Source organism: Massilia sp. Root335, assembly GCF_001425685.1.
In the GTDB taxonomy this organism is placed as follows: Bacteria; Pseudomonadota; Gammaproteobacteria; order Burkholderiales; family Burkholderiaceae_D; genus Telluria; species Telluria luteola.
Genome location: NZ_LMCY01000012.1, coordinates 38199 through 57031, shown reverse-complemented (window position 1 = coordinate 57031; position 18833 = coordinate 38199). Strand labels below are relative to the sequence as shown.

Below are 18833 nucleotides of genomic sequence, written 5' to 3'. Positions count from 1 at the left end.
CCAAGTCGGGGCGTAGCGCAGCCTGGTAGCGTACGTGCATGGGGTGCACGTGGTCGGAGGTTCGAATCCTCTCGCCCCGACCAATGAATTCAGAGATGGGCCAGCTTTCCAGCTGGCCTTTTTCGTTTTGCGGCACGGAAACTTATCGCACGCGCCCGGCGATTTCAGTATATTGATCGGCAATAAATATATCAGCGATCATCAATGAATCGTCGACCCGCGCGCGCAATGACGATAGTCCAGTCCCTGGTTGGATTATTGTTGGTTCTGACGCCCACCTTATTGGTCTGGCAGCATCTCGGCATGACACGGGTCTTCGAGATTTCGCCCCGGCATCCGTACGGCGTCACCGTCACCGACGACCGCCACGAGCACGGCAATTCCGTCTCGTCGCTCGTGCGGACCGGGGACGCGTTCATCATGCGCTGCGACCTGGGGGCGGTCTTCGCCTGGCCATTCTGCAAGATGCAATTCCACCTGGGGCAGGACGGCAAAGGGATGGACTTCAGCCAGTTCGATTCGGTGACGTTCAACATGCGTTATTCGGGGGCGTCCCGGAGGAAAATCGGACTTCACCTGACGAATTTTGAACCGGAATTCTCCACCATCGGCGACTGGAATTCGCAGAGGTACGACTCGGTCGAATTCGATGTTCCGGCACAGACGACCTTCACGATCCCGGTCAACGTCCTGCGCACCGCGGACTGGTGGATCGCGGCGCACAACGTCCCGCTGGACAAGACTTATTCGCGGCTCGATAACGTCACGGCGGTGGAGATATCGACCGGATCGGTGCCGCCCGGTCAGTCGATCACGATCGAGTTGCGGTCGATCGAGTTTCGCGGGAAATGGATATCGAATACGCGGCTGCTGACCTATCTGGTGGGCGCGTGGATCGGATGCGGCCTGCTGGGACTGTCGCTGAGCCTGGCCCACGTCCGCTCCAGTCTGTCCGCCACCAATGCGCGCCTCGAACTGCTGGCCGCCATCAACAAGGCGCTGCAACTGGAAGCGCGCGACCTGGCCAACCAGGCCCACACCGATCCGCTGACCGGCGCATTGAACCGCCAGGGCCTGAGGGAGGTGCTGATGCGGCGCCTGCACGCGGCCGGTCGCGTCGACGAGGAGATGGCTGTCGTGTTCATGGATATCGACCACTTCAAGCGCATCAACGACCAGCACGGTCACGACACCGGCGACGAGGTGCTGAAGCGCTTCGTCACGGTCATCCGCGGCGAGGTCCGCGCCAGCGACAGGCTGGTGCGCTGGGGCGGGGAGGAGTTCCTGCTCCTGTGTCCGGAGACCGACGTCGAGCATGCCGTGACGATGGTGCAAAAGCTGCGCGCGGCGCTCTCGATGCGGGAGTGGCCGCATGGGTTGCACGTCACGTCATCCTTCGGCGTGACGTCGCTCAAGCCGGACGAAGACTTCGGGGAGGCGATCAAGCGGGCGGACGGCGCGTTGTACGTCGCAAAATCGAATGGCCGCAACCGCGTGGAGGTCGGCTGACGGCACGGTCAACGCATGCGCCGCCACACCGAAACCGGAATCCCGCCATCCGGCCGCGCCGGCACGCGGTAGCGCAGTTCGTCGCCGTGCAGCTCGAAACTGCGGCGCTGCGTCGTGCCTTCCCAGTTGGGGAACGACGCGGCCTCGATGCGGAACACCAGCATGCCGTCCTCCAGCGCGATGGTGCCGTAGTGCGTGCTGGACCCGAGCACGGCGGCGCGGAATTCGTCGCCCGTGCCCGCGGCCTTGTCCGCGGACGCGAAGCGCGGGCGCTCCGCCTTGAAGATCTGCAGCGCGTAGCGCCCGTGCGCGTCGATGAAGAGGCGGCCCCTGGGCGCGGCGCCATAGTCACGTTCGATGCTGCCGTCGGGACGCTGGACGTCGGCCGCGACCAGGCTCCAGCTTCCCGCAAGGTCGGGCAGGGCGGCGTGTGCGGCGGGGACGACGCCTGCGAGCACCATGCCGGCGATATGCTTGTTCATGTCCTTCTCCTTTCAGGTGAAAACATCAGCGTAGCGGCGCGAGCGCCTGAACGGAATTCCCGAAATCCGCACCCGTTCCGTGCATAATTGCACAATGAAGACACCGGACTGGGACGACCTCCGCTTTTTCCTCGCGCTGTGCGAGGCGGGTACGCTGTCGGGCGCGGCGCGCGCGACGGGCGTGGAGCACACCACGGTTGCCCGCCGCATCGACGCGCTCGAAACCGCGCTCGGCGCCCGCCTGTTCGACCGGTTTCCCAAGGGCTGGTCGCTGACGGCGGCCGGCACCGCGCTGGTGCCGCATGCGCGCAAGCTGGAAGACGACATGCATGCCTTGCTCAACGTGGCGCGCGGCGCGAGCGAGGTGGCCGGTGTCGTGCGCGTCTCGGCGCCGCCGGCATTGGCGGCCTTCCTGCTGGCGCCGCGCCTGCGCTCGCCGCTGGCGCGCCTGCCCGGCGTCGAAATCGACTTGCGCGCCGAGGCGCGCACGACGGACCTGATGCGGCGCCAGGCCGATATCGCGCTGCGTTTCGCGCGCCCGACGGCGCCGGGCCTCGTCACCAAGTTGTTGGCGCACGTCGACTACGCCCTCCATGCGCATGAGGACTATGTCGCGAACCGGTTGCCCGCGCACTGGGAATTTCTCGGCTACGACGAACTCCAGAAGGATGCACCGCAACAGGAATGGTTGGACAAGCTGCGCGGCAGCCGCCGCTACTGCCTGCGCTCGAACGATTTGCTGACGCAGCTGCAGGCGGCTGTCGCCGGCTGTGGCGTCGGCGTCTTTCCGCGCTACGCGACGGCGGGTGCGCCAGGGCTGAGCGCCTTGGCGCCGCCTTGCCCCGTACGCCGCAAACTCTGGCTGGTCATGCACGCCGACGTGCGCCGCTCCCCGCACGTGCGCGCGGTGGCGGACGAGATCATTGCGATGTTCGAAAACGAGTAGGCAAGGCGGCGTCGTTTCCCCATGTGTAGCATTTTTTCAACCTTGAACACCGAACTGCCCAATGTTTGTAGTAAAATTTCATAACATTGCATCTCATGCGGCACCGCGCAGCCCGAACTGGCCCGTATATACAAGGTATATCGACAACGGGATAGTTCAGGGGGTGCTTCATTTGTAAATTATTTACATTTTGCGTCGTCCCACGGCGCATCGATCTGGAGAGCTTGGAATGAGCGTTGAAGAGGCACGGAACTTCAAGGAAGAGTTGCTGGGGCGGGACATCCGCCAGCTCGGCCGCATGCTGGGGGAAACGATCCGAGCCCAGGAGGGCGACGGGGTATTCGACCGCATCGAGTCGATCCGTAAAAGCGCCATCGGTTTCCGGCGCGACCAGGACGGCAGCGCGCACGAGGAACTGGCGGCGATCCTCGCCGGCATCTCGTCCGACGAGCGCACCCAGCTGATCCGCGCGTTCACCTATTTCTCGCTGCTGTCCAACATCGCCGAAGACCAGCACCACATCCGCCGCAGCCGCGCGCACCTGTCCGCCGGATCGGCGCCCAAGAAGGGCAGCATCGCGCATGCCGTCGACGGCGTGTTCGACGCCGGCCGCATGGACGACCTGCCTGCGTTCTTCGACAATGCGCACATCAGCCCCGTGTTCACGGCGCACCCGACCGAAGTCCAGCGCAAGAGTGTCCTCAACTGCCAGATGGCGATCGCGCGCCTGATCGGCGAGCGTGACCGCACGCAGCTCACGCCCGACGAGGAACAGGACAACGACGAAGCGCTGGCGCGCGCCATCCTGACCCTGTGGCAGACGCGCCTGCTCCGTCCCGCCAAGCTGTCGGTGCTGGACGAAGTGGAAAACGGCCTGTCCTTCTTCGACTACACGATGTTCCGGAGCCTGCCGCGCCTGTACTGCGCCCTCGAGGACACGCTGGCGCAGAAGGATGGCGCCTGGGCCGGCACCGAACTGCCGTCGTTCATGAAAGTGGGCAGCTGGATCGGCGGCGACCGTGACGGCAACCCGTTCGTCACAGCGGACATCCTGCGCGCCACGCTCAAGGCGCAGTCGACCCGTGCGCTCGACTTCTACCTGCCCGAGCTGCACACGCTGGCGTCGCAGCTGTCGCAGGCGCAGTCGCTGTGCGGCAGCACCGAGGCGCTGCGCCGCATCGCCGAACGTGCGCCGGACAACTCGCCGCACCACCAGGACGAGCCGTACCGCCAGGCGCTGCACGGCATGCATGCCCGCCTCGTGGCGACGCGCGACTGGCTCGCCGCCGGCGCGGCGGCCCCGGACGCATCGGCGTACGCCAGCGCGGCCGAGCTGCTGGCCGACCTGGACGCGATCCACGAATCGCTCGTCGCCAACGGCGCCCGTCAACTGGCGCGCGGCCGCCTGCGCCTGCTGCGCCGCGCCGTGAAGGTATTCGGTTTCCACCTCGCGCCCGTCGACCTGCGCCAGAACTCCGACGTGCACGAACGCGTGATCGCCGAACTGCTGGCGCAGGCGCGTCCCGGCGTCGATTACCTCGCGCTGGACGAAGGCGCGCGCTGCAAAGTCCTGCTGGAGGAACTGCAGTCGCCGCGGCTGCTCGTCTCGCCGTTCGAAGCGTATTCGGAAGACACCGCGTCCGAACTGGCGATCCTGCGCGAGACGAAACGCGCGCACCTGACGTACGGCCGCGACGCCGTCACGAACTACATCATCTCGAAGGCGGCCTCCGTCTCCGACCTGCTGGAAGTGGCCGTGCTGCTGAAGGAAGCCGGGCTGCTGCATCCGACGCTCGGCACGCTCGACGTCAACATCATTCCGCTGTTCGAAACCATCGACGACCTGCGTGCCGGCCCCGCGATCATGGCCGAGGCGTTCGGCCTGCCGCTGTACATGCGCCTGCTGCAGTCGCGCGACCGCCTGCAGGAAGTCATGCTGGGCTACTCGGACAGCAACAAGGACGGCGGCTACGTCACCTCCGGCTGGGAACTGCACAAGGCGGAGCTGGAACTGATCGCCGTCTTCCGCGCGCACGGCATCAAGCTGCAGCTGTTCCACGGCCGCGGCGGTTCGGTGGGACGCGGCGGCGGTCCGAGCTACGAAGCGATCCTGGCGCAGCCGCCGGGCGCCGTGCAGGGACGCATCCGCCTGACGGAGCAGGGCGAAGTCATCACCGCGAAGTACGCCAACGCCGACGTCGGCCGGCGCAACCTGGAGGTGCTGGTCGCCGCGACGATGGAAGCGACGCTGCTGTCGCATGCCCAGCCGCAGCCGGACGCGGCGCAGGTCGCGGCGATGGACCGCCTGTCCACCGAAGCGCTGTCCGCCTACCGGTCGCTCGTGTATGAAACGGACGGCTTCGAGACGTACTTCTGGGAGTCGACCGTCATTTCGGAAATCGCCGCCCTGAACATCGGCAGCCGTCCGGCCTCGCGCAAGAAGTCGCGCTCGATCGAAGACCTGCGCGCGATTCCCTGGGTGTTCAGCTGGGCCCAGTGCCGCCTGATGCTGCCGGGCTGGTACGGCTTCGGCAGCGCGGTGGAACGCTTCATCGCCGACGCGCCGGCCGAGCGCCTCGCGCTGCTGCGCAAGATGTACAAGGAGTGGCCGTTCTTCACGACCCTGCTGTCGAACATGGACATGGTGCTGGCCAAGAGCGACATCGCGATCGCCAGCCGATACGCAGAGCTGGTGGGCGATAGCGCGCTGCGCGACCGGATCTTCGGCTGCATCAGCGCCGAGCATGCGCGCACGGTGGACATCCTCAGCCGGATCATGGAGCAGGACGAACTGCTGGACGGGAATCCGCAGATGCAGCGCTCGTTGCGCAATCGCCTGCCGTATATCGATCCGCTGAACCACCTGCAGGTCGAACTGCTGCGCCGCTACCGGGCCGGGACGGACGACGACGCGACGCGCAGCGGCTTGCACATGTCGATCAACGGCATTTCGGCCGGCCTGAGGAACAGCGGCTGATCGACGCGGTCACTCGTAACGGATCGTCCAGCTGATCCTGAGTGGCTTGTCGAAGGTGGACGCGCCCGTGCCGCAGCTGGCCAGCGTGGCCATTGGCCCGTACGGCGCGCGATATGCCTCGCTGCCCGCGACGTCGTCGGCGCGGCAGTTCGCCAGGCCTTGCACGGCGAACCCGCGGACAGCGCCGTCGTGGAAAGCGATGTCGGTGCCGTCCACGCTGGCGCCGCGCGAAAACGACGCGAAGTCGAGGCTCACGCCGGCCACGTCCAGCGGCGCCGCCGGCGTGTAGGTGTCGGTGCGCGTGACGACGCCGTGGCGCAAGACGTATTCCGTCTCGACGGCGATGCGCGTGTCCTTGACGGGGACGTTCTTGCCCAGCTTCGTGAGCGCATCCTGGCGATACGTGACGCGGTAGCCGCCGTCGACGTCGTGCGCCTGGATGTCCTTCATGAACGCAGTCGCGATCAATTCGCTGCCGTCGGCCAGGCGGAATTTCGGCAGCAGCTGCGGATGCGCGGCGCCGCTGTCGGCGATGCCCGAGACGATCCCGTACGAAAACGGCAGCGGATAATACGGGCTGTTCGCATGCTGGCTCGGGCCGCCGTTGATCATCGACAGGCTGAACACGTGCGGCCCGTCGCGCCAGATGGCGAGTGCGCGGTCGTACTCGCCGCCGGCGAAGCGCGTGAGGCTGAACGCGGGGCGAGCGCGCACGAGCCAGGCCGCCAGGTCGGCGCGCGGCGCGGCGTCCTTCATGCCGGCCCGGTTCCACATGTCGTCCGTGCTGATCAACTGGTGCAGCAGCGAGAAGTTCTCGCCGAGGATGCGGTGCTTGCCGCGGTACGTGTCCGTGCGGCGGCCCTTGCCCCACATGTCGACGGAATGCAGTGCGGGGTCGTACCAGAAATCCATATAGCGTTCGCCGATGCGCGCCGAGTAGGCATACGCGTACTCCTTTTCCTCCGGACTCAGGACGCCGAGGTAGGCGGCTGTCGACAGGATCTCCAGCATCGCCGTCTCGCCGTACGGCCCGAGGCTGCGGCCCATCGTGAAGCCCGTGCCGTCGGCATTGGCCGCGTTCAGCGCGACGTCGGCCGACTTGCGCAGCAAGGCCTTGAGTTCCGGCGTCACGGTCAAGCCGGTCTCGATGAAGCGCTCGCAGATCTCGGCCGCCAGCAGGATGCTGTAGCGGTCGAATCGGCCCTGGCCATCCGTCTCGTCGGAGAAGCCGTAGGTGCCGGAATAATCGGCGTAATGCTTGAGCATTTTATCGAGCAGCACCTCGCTGGCGTGCGCATCCTCCCAACCCATCAGCAGGCGCAGGCGCGCGATGCTGAAGGCGACCCCGTAGTAATTGGTCGGCAGGTTGATCAGCTCGAACGCGGGTTGGCGCACGAACGTCCGCCAGTCGAGCTTCCGGCGCAGCAGGTCGAGCGTGGCGGGCCGCACGGCGCGCGCCAGCAGGCCGGCCTGCTTCAGCTTGTACAAGGCGCCCATGTAGTAGTAGATGCCCCAGGTATCGTTTTCCATGCCGACCGTCAGATCGGCGATGGCGGCGTAATCGCGCAGCATGCCGGGCAGGCGCGGGTCGTCCTTCGGTGTGTGCAGCAGCACGTCCGCGAGGCCCGTCGCGATTTTCCCCGGCAGGAATTTGTCGTGGCTCTGGAACGGGGCGCGCCCATCGATGGTGATGCCGTCCCGTTCCCGCACGAGCTTCTGGAAAAAGTAATCCAGTTGCGGGTAGGCCTGTTCGACCGTCCGGTGCAGCGGCGGCGTGGCGCGCGCCGGCGCGGCGGGCAGGAAAGTCAGGCCGGCCAGCAGAGGGGCCAACATCAGGGCGAGCAGGGCAGGGCGCATGCGTGTCTCCGGTGTAGTTAAACGTTTTCCTAAAAGGATAGGCCAACTCTTCCGGAAAGTAAACGGGGGCGTATCAGGGCCTGCGGGCGACGGTCGACGCGCGCAGGATCAGCTGGGGGGCGACCTTGGTCAGCTTCTCGACGTGCTCGCCGCGGATCACGGCCAGCAGCTTTTCCATGGCCGTCGCGCCCATGCGTTCGCTCTGCAGGTCGACGGTGGTCAGGGCCGGCGTCGTGTATTTGCCGTAGGGGATATTGTCGAAGCCGACGACGGAGATGTCCTGCGGAATGGACATGCCCAGGTTGGACGCTTCCTTCATGAAGCCCAGCGCCATCAGGTCGTTGTAGCAGATCAGCGCATCCGGGCGCTGGCTGCCCAGGACGATGGCGGAGCACAGGCGCTCGCCCTCGGCCAGCGACGGGGCCTCGGCATCGAAGATCGCCAGTTCGAGGCCGGCCGCGTTCAGCGATTCGCGGATGCCGCCCAGGCGCTCCTCGTCGCGGCGCGACTTGGAAAAGCCCAGGTAGGCGATGCGGCGGTGGCCCAGCATGCGCAGGTGCTGGGTCAGCATGTAGGCCCCGGCGTGGTCGTCGCTGGCGACCGTCGGCAGCGGCAATTCGGCCAGGCTGCCGAAGAACACGAGCGGCTTGTCGATCTCGGCCATCCACGCCATCTCTTTTTCGCGCAGGCGCGAGAACACGATCATGCCGTCCACGCGCCGGCTCAGTTCTTCCAGCGTGCGCCGCTCGCGGCTGGGCGTTTCCTCGGTGTCGACGAGCAGCACGGAAAACCCCTGGTCGTGCGCCACGCGGTTCGCGCCCTTGAGGATGCTGGAAAAGTGCGGGTTGGTGATGTCCAGCACCGAGAGGCCGATGGTGTTGGTGCGCCCCGTGATCATCGACTTGGCCAGCGGGTTCGACCGGTAGCCCAGGGTCGCGATCGCGGCCTCGATCGCTGCCTCGACCTTGGGCGAAAAGCGCTGCGCGCCGTTGATGAATTTCGATACCGTGGCGGTGGACACCTGGGCGGCTGCGGCGACGTCGCGGATGGTCGAAGCGGTCTTTTTCATGGGAGGGTAATCGTTACTCGGCGGCACATCTTAGCATGCGTCCCGGCAGCCGGACCCGAGCCAGGGCAAGGAAACGGCGATGGAATCGTTTCCCCCTGTTCCACCGGGGCGTCCGGGCGAAAAAGGGCGCCAAAAAATTGACAAGGAAAGCGTTTTGGATATACTCGGTTAAACGTTTAACACAAATGCGAGCCCGTTCATGATCCAAGCGCCCGAGTCCAAGCCTTTCCACCGTCTTCTCCTGACCGGCGCCGGCGGCGGCCTCGGCACCCTGCTGCGCGAGCGCATCAAGCCGTGGGCCGACGTGGTCCGGCTCAGCGACATCCGCGACATCGCGCCCGCGGGCCCGGGCGAGGAAGTCGTCCGCTGCGACCTGGGCGACCGCGCTGCCGTGATGGCGCTGACGGAAGGCGTCGACGCCGTGCTGCACTTCGGCGGCGTCTCGGTCGAGGACAAGTTCGAGGCGATCATGCACGCCAATATCCTCGGCCTGCACCATCTGTACGAGGCCGTGCACAAGCGCGGCATCAGGCGCGTGATCTACGCGAGCTCCAGCCACGTCGTCGGCTACTATCCGACCACGCAGGTCGTCGACACGGCCGCGCCGCTGCGGCCGGACGGGATCTACGGCGTGTCGAAATGCTTCGGCGAGGCCTTGTCGCGCTATTACTTCGACCGCTTCGGCATCGAGACGGTCTGCCTGCGCATCGGTTCCTCGTTCGACGAGCCGCGTAACGCGCGCATGATGGTGACGTTCCTCGCGCACGACGACCTCGTCGAACTGGTGCGCTGCGCCCTGTTCACGCCGCGCGTGGGCCACACGATCACGTACGGCGTCTCGGACAACCCGGTGCGCTGGTGGGACAACGGCGCTGCCGCCCACCTGGGCTTCGAGCCGCGCCACAGCTCGCGCTCGTTCGCGGACCGTTTCCCGGCCGGCGGCGCATGGGCCGACGCGGGCGACATCGCCAGCGTGTACCAGGGCGGGCCGTTCTTGACGGCGGGGCCGATCTACGAAGACTGAACCGAAAAAAAAGCCGCCGGGTCGCCCCGGCGGCATCGAGGAAACGCGGGCCGCGGCCCGCGGAGGAAACTCAGAACTTCAGGTCCAGGCGCACGCTGTAGAAGCGGAACACGTCGCGCGGCGGTACCCAGCTGTTGACCGTGATGGGCGGCGAGGACGACGTCGGACCGGTGCGGTACGACGGGCCGCTGGCGTTGGCGTTGCCGATGTAGAAGCGGTCGAACAGGTTGTTGATGCGGAAGGACAGGCGCCACATATCGTTGTTCTGGCGCACACCGAAACCGAGGTCCGAGATCGGGTACGCGTTGTTGACCGAGCGCGGGTCGTTGTTGATGTTGGTCTGGTACGCGCTCTGGTAACGCACGTTGGCGTTCACGAACGCCCAGTACGGACGGTCGGCGAAGTGGTAATCGTAGTTGGTGCCGATGTTGACCTTGTTCTTCGGCGTACCCGGGAAGATGCCGCCCGAGAGATTCTGCACGCCCGTCGTCGAGCCGGTGCGGATGGGGAAGCAGGCGCGGTTCCAGCCGCCCAGCGAACCGCCTTCGCCCAGCCCCGTCGTGCCGATGGCGGGGTTCGTGTTGTCCTGGTAGCAGGGGCCGTTCTTCCAGTCGACGATCTCCGGACGGGTGTACGCGTACGACACGTTCATCGACCAGTTCGTCGTCAGCAGGAAGTGCGAATCGAGTTCGAGGCCGCGCGTGCGGATCTTCGGGATCGAGTTCAGCTGGGTGTAGATGGTCGGATCGTTCGGCAGCACGAACGACGTGTTCTGCTGGTAGTTCTTGAAGTCCGTCCGGTAGAGCGTGGCCGCGAGCGACATGCGGTTGTGGAACAGGTTCGCCTTGGTCCCGAGCTCGTAGCTGCGACTCGTTTCCGGCGACACCGGGAACGCGGCCGCCGCCTTCAGGCCGCTCGTCACGTCGTACGCGAGGCCCTTGTAGCCGGTCGCCGTCATCGCGTACACCATCCAGTCGCTGTTGATCTGCTTCTGGAGCGACAGCTTGCCCGTCGTCGCCCAGTCGCGGTTGCCGCTGCTGGAAAACTGGTCGCGGCCGGCGGGGCCCGGCACGAAGGTCGAGCGGTCCAGCTGGTCGGTGTAGAAGTTGCGGAGGTAGTTGAAGCCCGACGTCTCCTCGTTGCGGCGGATGCCCGCCACCAGCGTGTACGTCGGATACAGGTCCCACGTGGCCTGGCCGAACACGGCGCGGTTCACGTTGTAGATGTCGGTGTAGTAGTTGGTCGGGCTCGACGGCGAGCTCGCCGTGCACACGCTCGGCTGCACGCAGAAGCCGCGGATGAAGTGGCGGTCGATCCCGTTCTGTGCCCACCACAGGCCGGCCACGTAGCGCAGCTTGCCGGCGTCCGGCGACACGTAACGGATTTCCTGCGTCTTGGAGCGGATGTCGTACGTGCCGAATTGCGCGTTCCCGACCGAGAACCTGGTCTCGCCCGGCTTCGCGATGGTCGGCACGTCGACGAAGTCCTGGTCGCGGTAATCGTGTGCCTTGTAATGCTCGTACGAGGAAATCGACATCAGAGTGGCGTCGTTCGGCAGCGCGTACGAGAACTTCAGGCCGGAGCCGAGCGTGGACGAGTTGATCCCGGTCGGGAAGTCGCGCCGCACGTTGCGGTTGTTCCGGTCGAACGGGTTGATGCCCGCCAGCGTGATCGACGCCGGCAGTTGCGGATTACCGTTCATGTACGCGGTGCCCAGGTCGGCCGGCGTCGTCACGAGATTGCCCGCCGCGGCCGACCCGGTGGTGCGGTAGAAGCCGTTCACGGCGGTCACGCCGCGGCTGTTTTCCTGCGTGTTGTAGTGCGGGGTGAAGTCGATTTCCAGGTCCCTGATCGGGGTCCACTGGAACTTCGCCATGATCGTTCTGCCGCCCGAGCCGTTGACCTTCTGGCCGTTGGTGAGGTTCGTGAAGTTGCCCGGCATGTCGCTCTTGTTGACGGCGATGCGCATGCCGAAATCGTCGCGCAGCTTGCCGCCGACGGACGCTCCCACGCGCCACTCGTGGTCGTTGGTGTAATACGCGTTGGCGCGGTAGACGATCGGGCCGCTGATCGGCTTCGTCACGATGTTGATGGCACCGGCCACCGCCGATTTGCCGAACAAGGTCGATTGCGGTCCTTTCAAAACCTCCACGCGGGACACGTCGGCGAGGTCGCGGAACGCCTGGAACTGGCTCGCGATCGGGATATCGTCGATGATGACGGAGACGTCGGACTCCACGCCGATGCCGACCGAAACGGTGCCGATGCCGCGCATGAAGATGGCGTTGTTGGCGGCCGTCGTGCCCGAGGACAGCGTCAGCGACGGGGTCAGGTTGATGACGTCCTCGACCTCGCGCACGTTGTTACGCTGGATCTCGGCTTCGGACAGCACGGAGATCGACTCCGGCACGTTGTCCAGCCGCTCCACGCGCTTGTTGGCCGTCACCAGCACGGTCTGCAGCTGGTTCGGATTTGCCTCGGCTTCTTGCGCCCGTGCGGGCGCCGCCCAGTGGGCGACGGCGACCGCGACGACGGCCGCCACGGGCTTGACCGCGATCCGCGCGCCCGATGTTCTCTGCTTGCTCACAACGTCTCCTTGTTTTTCTAATGAAAACTGCCGATCCCGGTGCGCGCCGCCTTCATGCGCAGCAGTGCTTCCAGAAAGTAGTAGTCCGCATAGTTCAGCGGACCGTCGATCTCCGTGCCGGCCGGCTTGTGGCCGGTCGCATGCTTGAGGAGGAAGCCGCCGTTGTCGCCGGGTTGCGCCAGATAGGCGCCCGACGACAGGCTGCGCAAGGTTTGTTCGGCGAAGTCGCGGTAGCGCGCGGCCGTGTCGCGGTCGGAGAAGGACGCCAGCTCCAGCAGCGCGGACGCGGCGATGGCGGCGGCGGAACTGTCGCGCGGGGCGGCGGGAATGGCGGGATCGTCGAAATCCCAGAACGGGATCCTGTCGGCGGGGAGGCGCGGATGGTTCATGTAGAAGCGGGCGATCCTGTGCGCCTGCTGGAGATAGTCGTCCTTGTGCGTTTCGCGGTACATCATCGTGTAGCCGTACAGGCCCCATGCCTGGCCGCGCGCCCACGCGGAGCCGTTCGCGTAGCCCTGCACGGTCATGCGCGCGCGCACGGCGCCCGTTTTCGGATCGTAGTCGACGAGGTGGAAGCTCGAGCCGTCGGGACGGAAGTGATTCTTCAGCGCGGTGTCGGCATGGGCGATGGCGACCTCGCGGTAGCGCGGCTCGTCGGCGGCGCGCGCGGCCCACATCAGGAGCTCCAGGTTCATCATGTTGTCGATGATGACGGGGAAGGCCCACGTCGTATTCGGCCACAGGTCCCACGACTGGATGCTGCCGACCTTCGGGTTGAAGCGCGTCATCAGCGTCGTCGCGCCGGCCAGCAGGGCGTCGCGGTAGGCCGTGCGGGTCGCCGGATCGTCGACGAGGCGCAGGCCGTTGCCGTAGCCGGCGCCCAGCATGAAGCCGAGGTCGTGCTGGGTCTTGTCGAACTTGGCGGGCGCCGTCAGCGCCGTGTAGCGCATGGCGGCCGTTTTCCACGTCGCGTCGCCCGTCGCCTCGAACAGATACCACAGCGAGCCGGGAAAGAAGCCGGCGGTCCAGTCGCCCGGTCCGACCATCCTGACGTCGCCGTGCGCCACGCTGCGCGGAAAACCGGGCTTGCCGGCGACCTTGGCCAGCAGGACGCGGTACTGCGCGGCGGCCACCTGGACATCCCGGTCGACGACCGCGGCGATCGGTTCGACGTCGGCAGCGGCGTGCGCGGCGGAGGCGCCGCAGACGACCAGGAGGAGGCTGCAGATAATCGTTTTCGCAGCCCGCCTCGCAGGCCGGATATCGCGCTCGAACATGGATTCCGTCTCCTCGCTTTTCTCTTTGTTGAGCAAATCGTAATCAGAAGACGTGGCGATGTCAACAAAAATAGGAAAACGCTTAACTAGATATTTTTACGGGCGAACATGGGGTATTTATACTGCTACGCTGCGAAATATTCTTGCGCGAGATACGCGCACGAGAGGAGTAAATGAGAAAACGTTTTGCCTGCTCTGGCAACCGTCAGAACGGCGGCGGCGCGTCCGCGGGCGCCGGCGGCACGTCGAGGTCGATCAGCGTGCGTGGCAGGTGCGCGAGGTCGGCGCCGTCGACGAGCGCCTGCGCCTGGAACGCGGCATGCGCCCGCACGCCGTGCCGCTGCACGGACACGAGCATCACGGGCAGCGTGGGGAAGTGCGGGCGCAGGCGCTCCAGCAGGACGTCGCCGACGCCGGGCGCGACCCAGGCCGGCGGCGGAAAGGCCAGCGCCACGCGCACGCCTTTCAGCTCGGCGAGGGCGACCTCGAGTTTCATATGCGGTCGCTTTCCTTGCGCACGACGCGGCCGAGCACCAGACAGGTATTGCCCTCGCAGCGTTTGCGGTGGTATTTGCGCTGGTCCGGATTGTCCGACGTCAGCCACCATTTGCCGGCGTCGCGCGCCAGGCGCTTCACGACGGCTTCGCCCTCGTAGTTGAAGGCGTACACCGCGCCGTCCACGAGTTTGGTATCGAGCGTGTTGATGATGACGATGTCGCCCGCGTACAGCGACGGCTCCATGCTCTCGCCCTTGACGAGGATGGCGATCAGGTGGTCGGGATGGTAGTTGTGCCGTTCGATCCACGTGCGGCGCATGCCGAGCGTGCCGCCGTCGCGGCGTTCCGGCTCCGTCTGGAAGCCCGTGATCCCGGCCGACAGCCGCAGCTTGACCATGCGGATCTGGACGAATTCCGCGTCGTCGTTGTCGAGCGAGCGTATCGGCATGCCGCCCTTGAGGCGGTGGAAGGGCGCCTGGCGCGGGTCGCCCTCGCCGGTCATCAGCCAGATGTGCGAGAAGCCGAGCTCGCGCTCGACGTTCAGCGCATAGCGGATATCCATCGACTTGATCTTCCCCGTCAGCCACTGGTTCACCACGCTTTTCGAGGCGCCCGAGGCCTTCACGAGACCGGTCTGGCCGCGCTCGCCTTCCAGTTGCGGCGTCGTGTTGTAGATGTAGTCGAGGCGGTCGGATAAGAGGTTCATGTTAAGTATTCTAAACTTTTTAGGGTTTAGTGTTCTTGACGTTGATCAGTTTAGAGTTCTATACTCTACGTCAAATGCTAAACCTTTGGAAGGGTTTTATGGGAGATACGCACGACCGGCGTACGCGCCACGCCACGGACCCGCTGGAAGCGGCGATCGTGACGCTGCTCGGGGCAGGACCGCGCCAGGCCGACCAGCTTGCGCACGACGCCGGCTATTCGCTGGCGGCGACTCGCCTGCGCCTGGAGCGGCTGCTGGAACGGGGCTGCGTCCATCGCGCCAAGGTCAACCTGGGCCAGCCGCGCTGGCAGTACCTGTGGCATGCCGGACCGGCACCCGAAGCGGTGTCGCCGCAAGCGGCGGAGGCGGACACCGGGGACGACCTGCTCGCCCCCGTGCAGACGACGGTGCGCAGCTACCCGCGCGTCGGCCGGCGCGATCCGCTGGTGGCCGCCCTGTTCGGGGCGGCGGACAAACGATAACGACAAGACGCAACGTCCCGGCGTCGTGCTGGCGGAGGGCCGGCATGGCCGGGATATCAAGGAGGAAGTGATGGGGTTTGCAGACCGCTATATCCGGGCGCTGGGCGCGCCGAATCTGACGAACGACGGCCGGCACCACCATGCCGATCCATTGATGGCGGCGGCATTCGCGGCTGCCGAATCGACGGGCGACATCGGCTTGCTGCTGTACCGCGTGAAGTATGCGGATCGCCTGAGCGCGCAGGCATTCGAAGGCAATACCGGCAATCTGGCGCAGTTGCTGCGCCTGTGGACGGCGCAGGTCACCAGGCGTGGCCGCGCGCGCCGCTGGGTGCCGGAAAACACCGCGTGGGATGCGCAGGCCGCGCACAAGCTGTATCGCACCGTCGCCGAACATTCGCTCGCCTACTGGCTCGACAGCACCTGCAAGGCCTGCGCCGGTACCGGCCAGGCGCACGCCGGGGCCTGCGCGGAATGCGGCGGCAAGGGCGAGGCGCCGATCGCCTGCCCCGGCGGCTTCGTGCGCGAGCGCGTCAAGGACATGGTGAGCGAACTGCATGACATCGCGGCCACCCAGGCACGCCTGGCCAACCGCCGCCTGCGCAGCCGCTAGGCGCCGCGGTATCCGGCCTGGAAAATATTTCGTGTTTTAGGCTGATACTGTATAAAAACACAGTAGTTCTGTTTATACTTCTACCTACATTCTTTCGGCACCCGTAATGCGCGGCACCCCCGCCACCGATAGCCGAAACACGCGACAGACCACGACAGCTGCGACGCTGTCCATCCATCGACAGCCCGGACCCGTTCCGGGCTTTTTTTTACCTCGAACGAAAGGAAGCCATGTCCACCCTCATCATCCGCGCGCTGCTGGCCGGTGCGGCCGACCTGGGTGTGCCGGACAGCCAGATCCTGTCCGGCGCACCGCAGGCGACGCCGGCGGCATTGCCCGCGCTGTATGTCGCAGAACTGGACTGCGTGCCCGAGCCGGGCGCCGGTACACGCGGCGACGCTGCGCTCGTTACGGCGCGCGTGCAGGTGACGGCCGTCAGCACCGGCTACGACCAGACCAAGACGCTGCTCGCGTCGGTGCGCCGCGCCTGCAATCTGCAGAGCGGCCGGATCGCCGGCCTGGACGTCGTGAGCGTGGTACGCGAGCAGACCGGCCCGGACGTCACCGACGATGCCGGCGCGTTCCGCCAGTCGCTCGATTTCGGCGTCACGTACTACGAAGCAGATTGATTCATCAAGTTCGTCAACCAGCCCGCACAGCATGCGCTTGCGGGCTTTTTTTATGTCCTAAAGGAGAAACATGGGAACCGCAAGCGGAGTATTCAAGCAGGTCATTTACAAGCCCGAGACCACCTATGGCGTACTGCCGGCGCAATCCGCCGCCCAGGCGCTGCGCCGCGTGACCTCGTCGCTGAACCTGTCCAAGGACACGTACCAGAGCAACGAGATCCGCACCGATTTCCAGGTCGCGGATTTCCGTCACGGCCTGCGCAAGGTCGGCGGCACGATCGCCGGCGAACTGTCGGCCAAGACCTACGCCGACTTCATCGCCGCCGCGCTGAAGAAGGATTTCGCGGCCGGCGCGGCGATCGCCGGCGCCTCGATCACCGTCGGCGGCACGGCCGGGGCCTGGACCCTCACCCGTGCGGCCGGCTCGTTCCTGGCCGACGGCGTGAAGATCGGCGACGTCGTGCGCCTGACCGCGGGGGCGTTCAATGCCGCGAACCTCGGCAAGAACATCCTCGTCACCGGCGTCACCGCGACCGTGCTGACCGGCCGCACGCTGAACGGCAGCGCGCTCGTCGCCGAAGGGCCGATCGCCAGCGCGACCGTCACCGCGATCGGCAAGAAGACGATGGTGCCGCAGTCCGGCCACACCGACAAGTCGTTCTCGATCGAGCACTGGTTCCCGGACGTCCCGGCCGGCGAAGTGTTCAGCGGCTGCAAGGTGTCGAAGGTGTCGCTGTCGATGCCGGCCACCGGCATGTCGACGATCTCGCTGGAATTCGCCGGCAAGGATGCGACCGCGGGTGCCGCGCAGTACTTCACGAGCCCGACGCCGGTCACGGTGACCGGCACGATGGCGGCGGTGAACGGTGTGGTGTCGGTGGGCGGCGTGTCCGGCGGCACGATCACGAGCATGAGCATCGACATCGCCTGCGGCCAGTCCGGCGAGCCGGGCATCGGCGCGAACGTGGCCGACCAGGTCGCGTCGGGCCGCGTCGTCGTGACCGGCCAGCTGACGGCCAAGTTCGATTCGACCGTCCTGCGCGACGCCTTCTACAACGAGTCCGAGATCTCGGCCTATGCCGTGTTCACGGCCGATAACTCGGCCGGCGCGGACTTCGTCGCCTTCAGCATCGGCCGCCTCAAGCTGAGCGACGCGGCCAAGGACGACGGCGAGAAGATCCTGATCCAGACCATCCCGTTCCAGGCCCTCCTGAACGTGAACGGCGGTGCGAACGCGCCGACCGACCTCACGACCATCGCCGTGCAGGACAGCGCACTGTAATCCGCGCCCCGGCCGGTACCGGCCGCCGTCGCCCGCGCGGGCGCGGCGGCCGGCCCGGCCATCCTTATTTTTATTTTTCCGTGAAAGAGAAACCATGAACGCACAACCGTCCCCGTTGCTGAACAAGCTCGTCGCCAACCTCGACATCGACGCCTTCGACGACGTCCCGAGCGGCAAGCTGGTGCTGCAGAACCCGAAGACCAAGGAGCCGACCACGACCTGGATCGAGCTGGCCAGCCCGGAACACGAATCGCGCAAGCGCATCGACCTGGCGCGCACGCGCAAGCTGCGCGCCGAGTTCGCGGCGACCGGCAAGATGCCCGCCTCCGACCCGCTCGAGGACCACGAGGACGAAACCGAATACCTGGTGGCCGCCTGCCTGGGCTGGAACGTCGCCCGCGCCGGCCAGCCCCTCGACTGCACGCCGGCCAACGTGCGCGCGCTGCTGACCGATCCGAAGAAGCAGTGGATCCGCCAGCAGGTCCGCACCGGCATCAACAAGACCGAGCTTTTTATCGCCGACTCCGCGAAAGCCTAGCGGAGTGCTGCCGCGCCGAGTACGAGCTCGCCGCGCGGCAGGGTGACGGCGCGCCGCTGCGCGCGCACCTGCAGCGCGTCGCGCAGAGCACGGGCGACGTCGACCCGCGCCTGCACGTGGCCTGGCCGCGCCTGGGACGCCCCGTCTGGGACGCGTTCCGGCGCATGGGCCGGTCGATGACGGTCAACGGTCCGGGGCCGGTCACGCCGCAGGACATCCTTGCGTATCAGGCCCTGCATCGCGTCGAGTTCAGCGCGTGGGAGCTGGACGTGATCGAGGTGTTCGATGCGATTGCGCTGGAGGCGATGCACAAGGGTGAGTGAGCCGCCGGTTCCCGGTGGCCCGACGTCGTGTGGCG

General features: G+C 66.3%; 17 protein-coding genes and 1 tRNA gene. 11 read left to right on the top strand and 7 right to left on the bottom strand.

The annotated features are described in order from the left end of the window. The first annotated feature begins 6 nt into the window (after window positions 1-6). Window positions 7-83 (top strand) — tRNA-Pro (locus tag ASC93_RS09230). 145 nt (window positions 84-228) lie between these two features. After that, complete coding sequence (locus ASC93_RS09225; RefSeq protein WP_162251833.1) at window positions 229-1509, top strand: GGDEF domain-containing protein; 1281 nt, start codon at window positions 229-231, stop codon at window positions 1507-1509. A gap of 8 nt (window positions 1510-1517) precedes the next feature. Here the strand turns inward: ASC93_RS09225 and ASC93_RS09220 are convergent, their stop codons facing one another. Continuing rightward, window positions 1518-1991, bottom strand: coding sequence for a lipocalin-like domain-containing protein (locus tag ASC93_RS09220; protein WP_056440351.1), 474 nt, complete (start codon window positions 1989-1991; stop codon window positions 1518-1520). Between the two features lie 94 nt (window positions 1992-2085). On the opposite strand from ASC93_RS09220, the gene ASC93_RS09215 reads away from it, so the two are divergent. Together ASC93_RS09215 and ppc are read left to right on the top strand one after the other, a co-directional pair. Further along, the gene (locus ASC93_RS09215; protein WP_056440349.1) at window positions 2086-2937 is read left to right on the top strand and encodes a LysR family transcriptional regulator; all 852 of its coding nucleotides are present in this window, start codon (window positions 2086-2088) and stop codon (window positions 2935-2937) included. Between the two features lie 229 nt (window positions 2938-3166). After that, complete coding sequence (ppc, locus tag ASC93_RS09210) at window positions 3167-5914, top strand: phosphoenolpyruvate carboxylase (protein WP_056440347.1); 2748 nt, start codon at window positions 3167-3169, stop codon at window positions 5912-5914. A 9-nt stretch (window positions 5915-5923) separates the two neighbouring features. On the opposite strand, the gene ASC93_RS09205 is transcribed toward ppc, so the two are convergent. After that, a complete protein-coding gene (locus ASC93_RS09205) occupies window positions 5924-7771 on the bottom strand; it encodes a hypothetical protein (RefSeq protein ID WP_056440346.1) in 1848 nt (615 codons plus the stop codon). Between the two features lie 73 nt (window positions 7772-7844). Further along, window positions 7845-8840 (bottom strand): LacI family DNA-binding transcriptional regulator, encoded by a 996-nt coding sequence (locus tag ASC93_RS09200; RefSeq protein WP_056440345.1) that lies wholly within the window; start codon window positions 8838-8840, stop codon window positions 7845-7847. Window positions 8841-9039: 199 nt separating this feature from the next. On the opposite strand from ASC93_RS09200, the gene ASC93_RS09195 reads away from it, so the two are divergent. Beyond that, window positions 9040-9864 (top strand): NAD(P)-dependent oxidoreductase, encoded by an 825-nt coding sequence (locus ASC93_RS09195; protein WP_056440344.1) that lies wholly within the window; start codon window positions 9040-9042, stop codon window positions 9862-9864. Window positions 9865-9934: 70 nt separating this feature from the next. On the opposite strand, the gene ASC93_RS09190 is transcribed toward ASC93_RS09195, so the two are convergent. The 4 genes from ASC93_RS09190 to ASC93_RS09175 form a co-directional block, all read right to left on the bottom strand. Further along, window positions 9935-12451, bottom strand: coding sequence for a TonB-dependent receptor (locus ASC93_RS09190; protein ID WP_056440343.1), 2517 nt, complete (start codon window positions 12449-12451; stop codon window positions 9935-9937). Between the two features lie 17 nt (window positions 12452-12468). Beyond that, a complete protein-coding gene (locus tag ASC93_RS09185; protein WP_082547902.1) occupies window positions 12469-13728 on the bottom strand; it encodes a glycoside hydrolase family 88 protein in 1260 nt (419 codons plus the stop codon). Window positions 13729-13933: 205 nt separating this feature from the next. Next, entirely contained in the window at window positions 13934-14224 is a 291-nt protein-coding gene (locus ASC93_RS09180) for a hypothetical protein (protein WP_056440339.1), read from the bottom strand. Further along, on the bottom strand, window positions 14221-14931 hold the full coding sequence (locus tag ASC93_RS09175; RefSeq protein WP_056440337.1) for a S24 family peptidase: 711 nt from the start codon (window positions 14929-14931) through the stop codon (window positions 14221-14223). The genes ASC93_RS09180 and ASC93_RS09175 overlap by 4 nt, the downstream gene beginning before the upstream one ends. A gap of 98 nt (window positions 14932-15029) precedes the next feature. Between ASC93_RS09175 and ASC93_RS09170 the strand changes: the two genes are divergently transcribed. From ASC93_RS09170 to ASC93_RS30555, 6 genes are all read left to right on the top strand, one after another. Next, window positions 15030-15413 (top strand): hypothetical protein, encoded by a 384-nt coding sequence (locus tag ASC93_RS09170; protein ID WP_056440335.1) that lies wholly within the window; start codon window positions 15030-15032, stop codon window positions 15411-15413. Window positions 15414-15483: 70 nt separating this feature from the next. Beyond that, window positions 15484-16026: a hypothetical protein gene (locus ASC93_RS09165; RefSeq protein WP_056440334.1), complete on the top strand. Its 543-nt coding sequence runs from the start codon at window positions 15484-15486 to the stop codon at window positions 16024-16026. Window positions 16027-16256: 230 nt separating this feature from the next. Further along, window positions 16257-16655, top strand: coding sequence for a hypothetical protein (locus tag ASC93_RS09160; protein ID WP_056440332.1), 399 nt, complete (start codon window positions 16257-16259; stop codon window positions 16653-16655). Between the two features lie 70 nt (window positions 16656-16725). Continuing rightward, complete coding sequence (locus tag ASC93_RS09155) at window positions 16726-17937, top strand: phage tail tube protein (protein ID WP_056440330.1); 1212 nt, start codon at window positions 16726-16728, stop codon at window positions 17935-17937. Window positions 17938-18031: 94 nt separating this feature from the next. Continuing rightward, a complete protein-coding gene (locus tag ASC93_RS09150; RefSeq protein ID WP_157201818.1) occupies window positions 18032-18475 on the top strand; it encodes a hypothetical protein in 444 nt (147 codons plus the stop codon). Then, window positions 18403-18798 carry a hypothetical protein gene (locus tag ASC93_RS30555; RefSeq protein WP_157201817.1) on the top strand — a complete coding sequence of 132 codons (396 nt, stop codon included), beginning with the start codon at window positions 18403-18405 and terminating at the stop codon, window positions 18796-18798. The genes ASC93_RS09150 and ASC93_RS30555 overlap by 73 nt, the downstream gene beginning before the upstream one ends. Window positions 18799-18833 lie beyond the last annotated feature (35 nt).